The following is a 12,637-nucleotide window of genomic DNA, read 5'->3' as shown; positions in this document are numbered from 1 at the left end:
ATGGGTTTGGCATGACTGCTCATCGCAGCCCGAAGGACGACCTAGGCGGTGCTGTTTGGAAGACCGGAGCCGAACAAGGCATCCAGATCCGCCCGCCTCTTGGAAGGCCCGGCCGCCGCGGCCGATGCTGCGCAGTCTGACGCGAGTTCCTCCAGGTCCTGCTGTGCGGCCCAGTAAAGCGGGCCGCCAAGCCAGCGCGGAAAGCCGTAGCCATTCACGAGGACGACATCGATGTCGCTCGCCCTCGCCGCAATCTCCTCTTCCAGCACCAGTCCCGCCTCGTTGACGATAGCGGCCATGGCGCGGCGCTGGATCTCGCGGGCATCGAGCGAACGGCGTGCGATGCCCTTTGCGTCCGAAGCCATGACGATGACATCTTCCACCACCGCGGACCGCTGCGGACGGCCCTTATCGTCGTAGTCGTAATAACCCGCACCTGTCTTGCGTCCGAGGCGCTCCATCTCGCACAGCCGGTCCGGAATTGCCACGTAGCGCGCGGCCGGGTCGCGTGTGGCAGCCTGCTGCTGGCGCATCCGCCAGGCAATGTCGAGTCCCGACATGTCGGCGACCGCGAACGGTCCCATGGCAAATCCGAAATCCTTCAGGGCTTCATCAACCTCATGCGGGAGCGCTCCATCCTCCAGCATGAATTCGCAGGCCGCGCGGTAGGCGGCATAGATGCGGTTGCCGATGAAGCCGAAGCCGTTCGAGGCCTGGACAGCCTGCTTGCCGAGCGACTTCGCGATGGCGAGGCCGGTGGCGACCGCCTCATGGGAACTCTCCGCTCCCGCAACAACCTCCAGGAGCTTCATGATATGGGCCGGGCTGAAGAAATGCAGGCCGATCACATCCTTCGGACGCGTGGTGGCGGCAGCGATACCGTCGATGTCGAGATAGGATGTATTCGTCGCCAGGAGCGCGCAGGGTCTGGCGATGGTATCGAGTTTTGCAAAGACGCTTCTCTTGGTCTCCAGATCCTCGAAGACGGCCTCGATCAGCACGTCACAGTCTTCCAGCGACTGCAGTTCCGAGGCAAGCACAAGGTTGGCCTTTGCCCTGTCGCCGGCGTCGGCGGAGAGCTTGCCGGAGGTGACGCCCTTGTCGATGGCAGCGGTGATCCGCGCCTTCGCACGGGCCAGAGCCTCCTTATTGCTGTCGACGAGGACGGTGGGAAAGCCGCGCTGCAGCGTCGCTGTCGCGATATCGGCGCCCATCGTTCCGGCACCGACGATCCCGAAGCTTTCGAAGCGTCGGCCTTTCACGCCCGCTGGCAGGTTTCCACGCGTTGCCTCACGTTCGGCGAAGAAGATGTGCCGCAAAGCCTTCGCCTCGGACGCGACACGCAGTTGCTGGAACTCCGCGCGCTCTGCCGCCAGGCCCTCGCGAGCACCGACCGTACCGGCTGCCATCACATGACGTATAGCTGCCTGTATGTGCGACCGGTTGCGCCCGGCTGCCAAGGCCTTGGAAGTGGCAGCTTCGATATCCTCCGGCTTTTCTTCCGGTACGGGCAGCTCGATCACCCGCTGCTTTCGGCCCGCAAGGCTGCGGGCAAGCGCCACCGCCTCTTCGCACAGGTCAAGGTCCGCGACGGCATCGATCATTCCTAGCAGCAACGCTTCCGGAGAAGACACCCTGGCGCCGGTGCAGATCAGGCTGATGGCCTTGGCCTTGCCGACAAGCCGGGGGAGCTTCTGCGTGCCTCCGGCGCCCGGAATGATTCCAAGCGTACACTCCGGAAGGCCGACGACCGTTTCCGGCGCGGCGATGCGGGCATCGCAGCCAAGAGCGAGTTCATAGCCACCGCCGAGCGCGGCACCATGCAATGCCGCGACATAGGGTTTGGAGGACCCTTCGATCGCTTCGATGACCTGAGGCAGTTGCGGCGGCTCGAGCGGCAGGTTGAACTCGCGCAGGTCGGAGCCGGCGATGAAGCTCTTCCCCGCTCCGATAAGGACGACACCGACAAGGGTCGTATCGGCTTCCGCCTCGGCAATCCGGGCCAGCAGCGCCTTGCGGACATCCGACGAACCGGCATTCACCGGCGGATTGTCGATGATGAGGACGGCAATGTCGTCATCCCGTTCCAGATGGACAGTCCCGCTCATGGTGCAATCCTTCCCAGTCCATCGATGGCGCGTACTCCCTTGCCACGCGGCAGGACCAGGAGCGGGTTGATCTCGAACTCCTCGACGCGCGGAGCCGTTTCGGTGGCGAGCCGGGACACGGAGACGATGGCGTCGGCAAGTGCATCCAGATCGCCCTTGGGACCTCCGCGGTAGCCGTCCAGAATGCGGCTGGCCTTGATTTCCTGGATCATTTCCATCGCTGCCGCGCGGTCGACGGGCGCAAGTCGCATGGTGCTGTCGCGGTAGAACTCGGTGAAGATACCGCCGGCAGCAAGCACCACGAGCGGGCCTACCTGCGGATCGCGACGAAAGCCGACCAGGACCTCACCGATGCCGCGTGTCATCTGTTGCACCAGGATCTCGGACGCCTTGATCCCGGTATTCTCTTCCACACGCGACACGATCGCCTGCATGGCTTCGGCCAGTTGAGCGGCATCGGCAATGTGCAGCACCACCCCACCGGCATCGGTCTTGTGGGCGATCCGGCTGTCGAGAACCTTGGCGACGACCGGATAGGCGAATGGCAGTGGCGGAACAGGGTCCCCCACCTTCAGCACGATATGGGGGGCGCTGGTCAGGCCGTGGTGCTCGAGCAGCCGGTAGCAGGAGACCTCGTCCAGGACTGTGGTCTCGCCGATGAAGGCCGAGCTGTCGAGTGGCGTTGAACGGGTGGGCGCGCGGCGATGCAGGGCTGCCGCGATGGCGTCCCCGCATGTCTCCGGGTCCTGGAATGCCGGTACGCCCGCCTTCGCGAGAAGACGTGCGGCGTCAGGCGCGTCGGGGACAAGAAATACCGCCAGCGGATGTCCCGGCTCGCGGGCAGCATCTACAGCAGGCTGCACGACCAGCTCCGGGTTGAAGCGGGCAGATGAGCCGGCCGTCGCCAGCACGAGGTCGAATTCCGGAGCGCTTCGAAGGATGTCCAGCGTCGCCTTCATCACATCATAGCGCGTCCCGGCAAGCGTCAGGTCGATGATGCGTCCCTCGCCCGGTTCGATCCCCTTTTCCCGCAGGCGCGCACGGGTCTCTTCGCTGGCCGGCACCACATCGACTCCGCGAAGCGCCATCTGGTCGACTGCCATGGCCGCGCCGCCGCCCGTGGTCGTCACCACTCCGACCCTGCCCCTGCGGGGGCCGTCAAGAGAGGCAGGCACCTGCTGCAGGAGCGGCATGACTTCCAGCAGCCCCTCGAACGATTCAACCCGGGCTATGCCGAGCTCGGCGAGAAAGATGTCCGCAACTTCATCGGCGCCCGCAAGCGAGCCGGTATGGGAGACGGCAAGTTCGGCCGCCTCTTCCGAACGACCGAGCTTGAAAGCCGCGACGGGCTTGCCGCGCTTGGCCGCCTCCAGCGCGAATTCCTGCAGCTTGTCCGCATGGCGAAGCGTCTCAATGAACAGCATGTAGCTGGTGATCTGCGGGTCATCGAGGGTTGCCAGACAGATCTCGCCGATCGAAAGATCGGTCTCTGCACCCACTGAAACGAGGCCGGCAAAGCCGATGCCCTTGCGTTTGCCGCGCGACACGAGCGCACCGATCAGGCTGCCGCTGTGGGATCCAACGAATATCCCGCCCTTCGGGAGGTCCGGCTCCGCGAAGGCCGCATTGGCCGTCAGGGTCAGGCCGTTATGAAGATTGACGACGCCTATGCTCGAGGGTCCGACCAGCCGAATGGTTCCGCGGGCGAGAATGGCCTCGAGACGCGCCTGATTGGCGAGGCCTCTTTCGCCTGCCTCGGCGAAGCCGCTGGACAACATCGTCGCGACCGGAACACCGAGACGCTCGCATTCCTCGAGAGCATCCAATGCCTTTTCCGCATCCGTGAGGATGAAGGCATGGTCGGGCCGTTTCGGCAGATCCGCCAGTGATTTGTAGGCCTTCTCTCCCTGGACGGTCTCGCGCCGCGGATTAACGACGAAGATCTCCCCGTCGAAGCCGGCGCGCCGCAGAAACTGCAGCGGGCGGCCTGCTGTCTTCGACGGATCGTCGGACACGCCGATCAAGGCAAGGGATTGCGGCCTGAGCAGCGCAGCGGAACTCAAAGTCATGAAGCCTACTCCCTAGCGTGCGCGCTGATCGAACCGCCGCTCGAAGACGTGTTCGGCAATACGGTTCTTGAGCATTTCGATCGAGCCGCCGGCGATCATCCAACCGCGTGTACGCTTCACGCAGTATTCGACAAGGCTTTCTGTACTGTAGCCGTAGCCGCCCATCACTTGCAGGGCCTCGTTCGCCACCTCGAAGCCGGCCTGATTGCAGGCAAGCTTCGCGACCGCCGTGTCGTAGGCGCTTGGCAGTTCACCATTCTGGACGGAGGCCGCCCGGTAGAGCAGCATCTGCGCCGCTTCCAGCTTGACGGCCATTTCGGAGAACTTCCATTGCAGGCCCTGGAATTCGCAAAGAGGACGGCCGAACTGGTTTCGGTCAAGGGCATACTGGCGCGCCACCTGGAATGCATACTGGCCGAGCGCCAGTGCCCGCGATGCGTTGCCGATACGCTCGACATTGAAGCCCGAGATCTGCTTCTTGAAGCCACCTGGACCGAGCAGGATATTGGCTTTCGGGATACGGCAGTCCTCGAAATAGAGCGGGCACCACTCCTCACCGCTCATGAAACTGGAACGTTCTCCGATCGTGAAGCCGGGCGTGCCGCGCTCGATGAGCACCGAGCCAATGCCGCCGGTGCCGGGCCCGAAGCGCACGTAGATGAGGAACAGCTTGGCCTCGGGGCTATGGGTCGAGAAGACCTTCGAGCCATTGATGATGACATGGTCGCCATCCTCGACGGCTTTCGTCTTCAGCTCGGTGACGGCCGATCCGGCATCCGGTTCCGACATGCCGAGCGAAATCAGTGCCTTGCCTTCCAGAAGATCCGCCAGGTAGCGCTTCTTCTGGTCCTCCGTCGCGTATTCGACAAATGTCCGTATCGGTCCGAAATTGCCCGCCTGGACGATGTCCGCGCTCTTCGGACAGACCTTGGCGATCTCCTGGATGGCGATGACGGCATCCATCAAGGTGCCACCGACGCCGCCGTCCTCCTCCTTCATCGTGATGCCGAGGAGGCCCATGCCGGCAAGCTTATGCGCGACCTCCCACGGATATTCCCGCGCATGAGCACGCTTGAGCGCGCCTTCAGCCAGTTCCTTTTCGGCAAACCGGCGGACGGTGCTGGCCAGTTCGGCCTGTTCCGAGGTGAGATGGGAATACAATGCGGCCTCCTGATCCAAACTCTTGCCGTTTTGACACAGGGCGGGGCGATGACAACTTCGCAGACCTCAGGCCGGCATGACCTAAGCTCATATCGCCCCAATGGATTGGCGGTGGAAGCCGTCACCGCCGTGTTTCATGGTGGCAATCGTTCGAACAGTCTGCGGGATCGCCAATGCCAAAAATGCCGCCGCTCAACCCCCTGCATGTCTTCCATGTCGCCGCCCGTTCGGGCAGCTTCAGTCGCGCCGCCCAGGAGATGGGGGTGACGCAGTCCGCCGTAAGCCGGCAGGTTTCCACATTGGAGGAATACCTCGGAACCAAGCTCTTCCTCCGCGAAAGCCGCGGCATAGAGCTCACCCAGGATGGCCGGGACTACATGGAGCGGATCGGTCCAGCCATGGACAATATTGCCACCGCGACGGATCTGCTTCTGGCGCGAAACAGGTCGACGGCCGTTCGCGTCGCGGCCTATCCCACCTTCGCGGGCAAATGGCTTATCCCACGCCTCAAGGCATTCTCCGAGGTCCACCGTAACACGCAGATCAAGATCAAGACGTGCATTTCGCCCGTCGATCCCGAGACCAGCGCGTTCGACGTCGCGATACAACTCAGGCGCATGTCGGAAGTCGATCCCGAGTTCTCCCTCCTCCTCTACCGGGACGTATTGCAGCCCTTTTGCAGCCCGGCCTATCTGAGGCAGCAGAGGCTGACATCTCCCAAGGACCTTCTCTCGGTACCGCTGCTCACCTCCCACTACCGCAGGCTCGACTGGCACCACTGGTTTGAGGGAGTAGGCCTTCCTTCGCAATCCATTGAAGGGGACGAGTTTCCGAGTTCTATCCTCACCTATCGCGCTGCCCAGGAGGGTCTGGGCGTTGCAATCGGCCAGCCATTTCTCGTCGCGGAGGAGATCGCCGCCGGGCAGCTTGTGCCCATCTTCCAGCCGATCGAGCGCGACCTCGGGCTCTTCGTGATCTGGACGCGCTATGCCAATGCCCGGGTTCGCGGTTTCATCAAATGGCTCGCAGCAGAAGTGGAGCGCACCGATGACGCCCGTCCCACCACCCTGTCGGAACCGCTCATCGAGCAGGCTTAACGGATATAAGTCGTCCCATCCATGACCAGGCGAGCCGTCCGCCCGATCAGGGCCTTGCGTACCATGATCCCCTCTTCGCCTGCATGCACTTCGGCAGCCACTTCCAGCACGCCGCCCGGATGTCCCACGCGCAGGTCGTATGGTCCGGCAGACTGGACGAGATCACCAACCGCCTGATGGACCAGGGTACCAGGTATGCCTGCGGCCACCGCAGTCCCAGCGGCGCCCGAACCGGGATAGGCCTTCGAGAATTCGAAGCGGGCGAGGGAGCGGGAGAAGAGGTGATAGTCGGACGCCTCAATACCGATCCTGTTCGTCGCCTGGTAATCCATCGCCGGAGCGACCGCGAAGATCAGCGGGTTCGTACTGATGCGCAAACGTTCGTCCGCGTCCGGGCCGGTGATGAAACCAATCTCGGCCGATACTGCCTTACGAACCGCTTCCAGCCGCCTCACCAGTCCTTCGTCGGCCTGCATGTCGTAGATGGAGGCATTGACGTCCATGCCGATGTCGCCTGCTCGCACGAAGAACAGCAAGTTGGCCATGTCCACGACGCTGACATCGATATCCCCGACACCCGGAATGGCGAACCGGTCGACAGACCTGCCGGTCGGCAGCACATGCCCGCCGAGTGCGGAGCCTGCAAAATCGCCGAAATCCAGATCGATCCGTGCACCCGTGCCCGGCACCCCGCCGATGGCGAAGTCGCCTTCCACCGCCGGCGCCCCATCTTCGAGCGGTACATGTGCCACAAGTTTTCGACCGGTGTTGACCTGGTGGATGTCGACCCGCGCGACGCCCTCCTCGACCTCGCATGCTCCTACCAGTGCCCCATAGAGTGCTGCGCCAGCGGAGAGGTTGCCGCAGTTTGCTGCCCAGTCGACACGTGGGAGCTCAGTGTTGACCTGGCCGAAGAGGTAGTCAATGTGACAGTCTGACCGCGTCGGCTTGCCCATGACAGCGACCTTGCTGGTCAGCTTGTCGGCGCCTCCCAGCCCATCGATCTGGCGCCTGTCAGGAGATCCGAAGATCTTGAGGACGATCTCATCGAGACTGGATTTCTCACCCGGAAGGTCATCGCGGTTGAGATAAATGCCCTTGGACGATCCACCACGTATGATCTTCGCCGATATCGCCCGCATGTTGTAAGCGTGAGAAATCTCCACTCCACCCTCCCCGGATGTAACATTGTCAGCAGGGCAAGGGGTAATGCGCGCGCGCTGCAAGGCACACTGACGATTGGTCGCAACGGACAGAGCGGAGGTTTAGCCCGTAGTGAATGTCGACCATCCAGAAAAACGCGCGGAACGAGGTCGTTCCGCGCGTTCAGAGGTCGTCGCCGTGACGGGTCCCGGCAGCGATCTGGAGGTCAGCCGCCGAAGCCGAAGCCGACCGGCATGTCTTCGAGGGTGATGTCGAAGGTCTCGAGGCTCTTCAGGATCCATGTCTGGTTGTTGCCGATGCGGCGATTGTATTCGGCCCAGGCGGAGACAAAGCTCTTGAAGGTCTCGTCGCCACCATAGTTGAGAGCGATGACCGAAGGCGTGGAGAGAACCGGCGTCGGGACCTGCACGGCGCCGATGGTCGGAGCCTTCTTGGCAATGACCAGGCCGTTCAGCATGGTGTTGACCAGCGCATCGGCCTTGCCGGTGGTCACTGCAACGATCGCCTCGTCACGCGTCTTGAAGCGCAGCACGTTGGCCTTGGGCAGGTATTGCTGGGTGATCAGGTCCTGGGCAGAGCCGAGGTCAACGGCGAAGGTGTACTGCGGGTCGTTGAGTTCCTTCCAGGTCTTCCCGGCAATCTCTTCCTTGGCGGAGACGAGCACGAAGCTGTTGTAGTAGGTCGGCTCGGAGAAGGAGACTGACATGGCGCGGACCGGCGTCGCCGTCACGGCGAATGCCATGTCGACCTTGCCGCTCTGGACGTCGAGGATCGCGTTTGCCCAACTGGACTCGACCACTTCAAGCTTGACGTCCAGCGTCTTGGCGATGTCGTTCGCCATGTCGATGACGAAGCCCTGCCATTCGCCGGTGCGCGGATCCTTGTTGAAATAGGGCGTCTCGTTGAGGATCGCCGGAATGCGAAGCACGCCGCGCGAGCGGATGTCGTCGATGGTGCCGGCCGAGGCCGCCGTGCCACCCAACAGCGACAGCGCCATCGCCGCTACCCCACAGATCTTGGAAATAATGTTCATGCTTCTTCTCCTAGTTCCCCGGAATCTTGTTGATGTCCGTCCCCCCACTCGGCTCAGATGCCTCGCGGGCTTGCCGGTGAAGATCAGCCTAGCGGCGAATTGGCCGGGAACAATGCTAGAGACGCCGAGGGACTTAGCGGGTTTTTTATATGTCCCGATCACAGCGGCGGGACGGAAATCTCGCTGCTGCGCGGCGGATCGAGTACCGGGCCGACCAGTTCCCGCCGGCAATCTTCCAGCAGTTGCTGGACCATCGGATGCTTCTGCAGAAAGCCTGCACTGCCGAAATAGACCCGCACCTCGGGCAGGTTCGTCAGCTTCGTGCTGCGGATCGCGCCATCTTCCGGCCCGACGCACCAGGAGGGGATGATCGAGAAGCCCAGACCTTCTTCCACGCACCGCTTGACGCTGGAACTTCCGGAGGTCGAAATAGCCGGCTGGACGATCGCACCATCGCGGCCCAGAAAGTCGACTGCAAGGTTCCTCAGGGTCTGCCCAGGCTCGTAGGTCACGAAGGGGCGTCCCTCGGCCCAGCCAGGAATATCCTCCTGCTTTGGCGGCTCCCCCCACACACGCGGATAGACCAGGCTCAGCCGATAGCTGCCGAGCAGGCGCTGCGGGACAACGGGGTCGCCGAAGTAGCGCTCCGATATGCAGACATCAAGGCTGCCGTTCTTGACGAGCTCCGCCAGCACCGTGTCTCGCTCGTAGACCGCGAACTCCATCTCGGGGAAGGCTTCGCGAAACCGGGACAGCACCCGGGGGAACAGGTAGAAGAAGATCGCCTGGGGCATCCCGACGCGCAGCGACGATCGCTGGTTCTCGATCAGCTTCGTCAGCCGCTCGAGCATGATGTCGAGCTCCGGATGAAGGAGGCTGTATAGCGCCCGTCCGCGCGGCGTGAGCGATATCCGCTTGGCGCCCTGCTCGGAGTCGATCAGCTTTCCCTGGAGGATCTGTTCCAGTCGCCGGACGTGGTTGGCGGCCGACTGATAGCTCAGATTGAGTTCCCGCGCCGCGCCGGAAAACGAGCCGTGGCGAGCCACCTGGTAGAAGGTCTGGATGAGTGTGAGGCTGATCTTTGCCATGGGGTACCCGTTTCCTCCCACCTTGATAAGGCTCCGGCCCGTCGTACCGGATACAAATTTCGTGAACAAGCACGGGCGTCATCTTGTATCGACGCTGGCGCATCACCGCCGCCAATATTGGCCGACAACCAACAAGGCTCGGCCGTTCGCACATGCAACCTCGCCCTCCGTCCAGCGCCATCGTCGTCGGCTCCGGCATCATCGGAGCGGCAAGCGCCTATTTCCTGGCCAGGCGAGGTGTCTCGGTCAGGCTTCTCGACGCCTCGGCTCCCGCCGCCGAAGCGACAGGGGCTGCGGACGGCGCCGTTTCCGTGGCGAGCAAACGCCCCGGACCTATGATGTCGGCAGCGCTCGAAGGCGTGCGCCTCTACGGTCAACTTGCCGACGAAGGCCTTCTGGCGGGTGCGTTCAAGCGGCGTTCCACTTTCATCATAGCCGCTTCCGACGAGGAGTGCACGGTTCTCGCGAGCCATTCGGCAGCTCTGGAGAGTGCGGGGGTCAAGGTCGAGACGCTTTCGGGAGACAGGCTCTGCCAGACATTTCCGGTTCTTTCGAACCAGGCGAGGATGGCTGTCGAGGTGCATGGCGAGGGCCACGCCATCGGCTACCAGATCGTCCACAGGCTTCTGACCGCCTCCGGCATCACCGTCGACCGCGATACGCGGGTGGAGGGCCTCCGGCGCGATCGGAGTGGACAGCGCGTCACCGGCATCGACACCAACCGCGGGCGCCTCGCCGCAGACGTAGTCGTAGTCGCGGCGGGCAACGGCTCAGCCACGCTTCTGGGCCTGTCCCAGGTCCTCACCCCGCGCAAGGGACAATTGCTGGTGACCGAACGGGCACCCACCCTCAACGCCGCCATGCCCGGTGCCATCATGTCTGGCCGCTACCTGCTCAGCAAGGGAAGCCAGAAGGTCGGCTATACCCCGCCGCCGCGGGGCATGGGCCTCGTGATCGACCCGCTCGTTACCGGCCAGTTCCTGATCGGCGGCACGCGCGAGGATTTCGGCGACCGGCGGACAAACGATATCGAAGCGGTCTCGCGTATCCTTTGTGATGCTGTCGAACTGGTGCCGGGACTTGCATCGGTCAGGCTGCTGCGCAGCTTCGCCGGCGTACGCACCGCGGTCATCGACGGGTTGCCGCTGGTCGGCCGCGTGCCGGGTCTGGAAAACGCCTTCGTCGCGACCGGGTTCGAGGGCGACGGCATCTGTCTCGGCCCGATTACCGGCCAATCGATCGTTCAGCTGATCTGCGGTGAGAAGCCCTCGATCGACCTTTCCTTCTTCGATCCCGCCCGCTTCGGCAGCTACGGAGCTGCGGCATGAGCGACCGAACCTTCGACTGGATGGGACAGGAAATCAGCTTCCGAGAGGGCGAGAGCTTTGCGGCGGCACTCGATGCCGCAGGAACCCGCACCTTCGGCTCCGACCCGGCGGGCAATCCGACGCGCTACTTCTGCGGGATCGGTGCCTGCCAGTCCTGCCTGATCCGGGTGGACGGCGTGATCCGGGAAGCGTGCATCACTCCGGCCAGAACAGGAGCCCAAGTCGGCCCGGTGGGGAAGACCAATGGTTGAGCCGGATGTCATTGTTGTTGGCGGCGGTCCTGCCGGTCTCGCCGCAGCAACGGAGGTTGCGGCCTCGGGGTATCTCGTGGAACTCGTCGAACAACGCAACAGCGTCGGTGGGGCTGTGCATCGGCAGCCTGTTGATGGGATTGCGCACGTCCCCCAGGCCCGCGGCACCCGCGCGCGCTGGGAGCGTGTTTCCAGGGCATTCTCCGCGGCGCAGATCCCTGTCCGCTATCAATCGGTTTTTCTCGGCGTCGATGGCGACGGCTTCACTCTGATAGAGAACCGCCAGACCGGGCAGGTCGAGTTGTTGCGCCCGAAGGCAATCATCATCGCGACCGGCGCCGTCGAAAAGGTCCTCCCAAGACCGGGCTGGCAGCTGCCGGGGGTTTCCACGGCCGGTGGACTGCAGGTGATGATGAAGGAAACCGGACAGGCGCCGCAAGGCCGCGTCCTGCTCGCCGGCACAGGTCCCCTGCTGGTGGCCGTCGCCGCCCAGATGGCAAAGCTCGGAAATCCGCCGGTGGCCATCGTCGAAGCCGGCAATCCTCTGCGGCGGTTCAGGGCGGGCCTCAAGCTGCTTTCCGACCCGACGATCCTCGTGGAGGCTGCCGGCTATCTGGCCAGCGTCGCGCGCAGGCGGATACCCTGGCTGAGGGGCGTACGCATCATCGCGATCGAAGACAGTGGCACATCCCTGGAAGTACGGGTCCGTGACAGTGGTGGCTCGGAGCGGTCCTTCACTGTCGATCGCATCGGCCTGCACGACGGCATCCGTCCGAATGACTTCGGCTTGCCGGAGGACTCGACCGCGCCGCGAACCGGGCCCTTCATCTTCAGGGCGGGAGACTGTCGCGAAGCGCTTGGAGCCAATGCGGCAGAGACGGACGGTCGCCGCGTAGGGCGCATGGTCTCCGAACTCCTTCTGGGCAATTTTGGCGCTGGCGATCCCACGACGGCACTTGAGCGGTCACGGCGGACGCAGGCAAACCTCGCAGCGCTTTTTGCCCCCGTCTGCCCCGCTTCTCCTTTCTGCTATCTGCCGGATGAAACCGTCCTGTGCCGGTGCGAAAGCAAGACCGTCGGTGACCTGCGCAGCCTCTGCAGCCAGCCCGACCGGCTGACGGGCCGGGAGGTGAAGCACAATGGCCGCTTCGCCATGGGGGCGTGCCAGGGCCGCTTCTGCGCCGAGAACACGGCATCTCTGATGGCGCACTTCAATCCGGGAGAGCCCCAGCCACTCGCCGAGGACCTTACGGGCCGCCGCTGGCCGGTGCGCCCGGTCTCCATTGCGGCGCTGACCCGCGCCAATCCCACAGGAACTGAAAGCCAATGACGAGGTAT

10 protein-coding genes are annotated in these 12,637 nt (G+C 63.6%); 4 read left to right on the top strand and 6 right to left on the bottom strand.

All coding sequences use genetic code 11. From position 1 onward, the window contains the following. Window positions 1–41 precede the first annotated feature (41 nt). From NT26_RS00825 to NT26_RS00815, 3 genes are read right to left on the bottom strand one after another with little or no spacing between them, the layout of a single operon-like run. Window positions 42–2,108, bottom strand: a complete 2,067-nt coding sequence (locus tag NT26_RS00825) for a 3-hydroxyacyl-CoA dehydrogenase NAD-binding domain-containing protein (RefSeq protein WP_052636873.1) — start codon at window positions 2,106–2,108, stop codon at window positions 42–44. Then, window positions 2,105–4,177: an acetate--CoA ligase family protein gene (locus NT26_RS00820; protein ID WP_052636871.1), complete on the bottom strand. Its 2,073-nt coding sequence runs from the start codon at window positions 4,175–4,177 to the stop codon at window positions 2,105–2,107. The genes NT26_RS00825 and NT26_RS00820 overlap by 4 nt, the downstream gene beginning before the upstream one ends. A 12-nt stretch (window positions 4,178–4,189) precedes the next feature. Then, complete coding sequence (locus NT26_RS00815; protein ID WP_052636869.1) at window positions 4,190–5,338, bottom strand: acyl-CoA dehydrogenase family protein; 1,149 nt, start codon at window positions 5,336–5,338, stop codon at window positions 4,190–4,192. Between the two features lie 173 nt (window positions 5,339–5,511). Between NT26_RS00815 and NT26_RS00810 the strand changes: the two genes are divergently transcribed. Next, window positions 5,512–6,435, top strand: a complete 924-nt coding sequence (locus NT26_RS00810) for a LysR substrate-binding domain-containing protein (protein WP_082077590.1) — start codon at window positions 5,512–5,514, stop codon at window positions 6,433–6,435. Here the strand turns inward: NT26_RS00810 and NT26_RS00805 are convergent. From NT26_RS00805 to NT26_RS00795, 3 genes are all read right to left on the bottom strand, one after another. After that, on the bottom strand, window positions 6,432–7,601 hold the full coding sequence (locus tag NT26_RS00805) for a PrpF domain-containing protein (RefSeq protein ID WP_152336605.1): 1,170 nt from the start codon (window positions 7,599–7,601) through the stop codon (window positions 6,432–6,434). The genes NT26_RS00810 and NT26_RS00805 overlap by 4 nt on opposite strands. A 203-nt stretch (window positions 7,602–7,804) precedes the next feature. Continuing rightward, window positions 7,805–8,632, bottom strand: a complete 828-nt coding sequence (locus NT26_RS00800) for a transporter substrate-binding domain-containing protein (RefSeq protein ID WP_052636863.1) — start codon at window positions 8,630–8,632, stop codon at window positions 7,805–7,807. Between the two features lie 158 nt (window positions 8,633–8,790). Continuing rightward, a complete protein-coding gene (locus NT26_RS00795; RefSeq protein WP_052636862.1) occupies window positions 8,791–9,720 on the bottom strand; it encodes a LysR family transcriptional regulator in 930 nt (309 codons plus the stop codon). Between the two features lie 152 nt (window positions 9,721–9,872). On the opposite strand from NT26_RS00795, the gene NT26_RS00790 reads away from it, so the two are divergent. Genes NT26_RS00790 through NT26_RS00780 form a run of 3 tightly spaced genes read left to right on the top strand, consistent with a single transcriptional unit; the run spans window position 9,873 to window position 12,629 of the window. Continuing rightward, on the top strand, window positions 9,873–11,048 hold the full coding sequence (locus tag NT26_RS00790) for an NAD(P)/FAD-dependent oxidoreductase (protein ID WP_052636860.1): 1,176 nt from the start codon (window positions 9,873–9,875) through the stop codon (window positions 11,046–11,048). After that, window positions 11,045–11,299, top strand: a complete 255-nt coding sequence (locus tag NT26_RS00785) for a 2Fe-2S iron-sulfur cluster-binding protein (protein ID WP_052636859.1) — start codon at window positions 11,045–11,047, stop codon at window positions 11,297–11,299. The genes NT26_RS00790 and NT26_RS00785 overlap by 4 nt, the downstream gene beginning before the upstream one ends. Continuing rightward, window positions 11,292–12,629, top strand: a complete 1,338-nt coding sequence (locus NT26_RS00780) for an FAD-dependent oxidoreductase (protein ID WP_052636857.1) — start codon at window positions 11,292–11,294, stop codon at window positions 12,627–12,629. The genes NT26_RS00785 and NT26_RS00780 overlap by 8 nt, the downstream gene beginning before the upstream one ends. Window positions 12,630–12,637: the final 8 nt, after the last annotated feature.

This window comes from Pseudorhizobium banfieldiae (assembly GCF_000967425.1).
GTDB lineage: Bacteria > Pseudomonadota > Alphaproteobacteria > Rhizobiales > Rhizobiaceae > Neorhizobium > Neorhizobium banfieldiae.
This window is presented reverse-complemented; position numbering and strand designations above follow the sequence as displayed.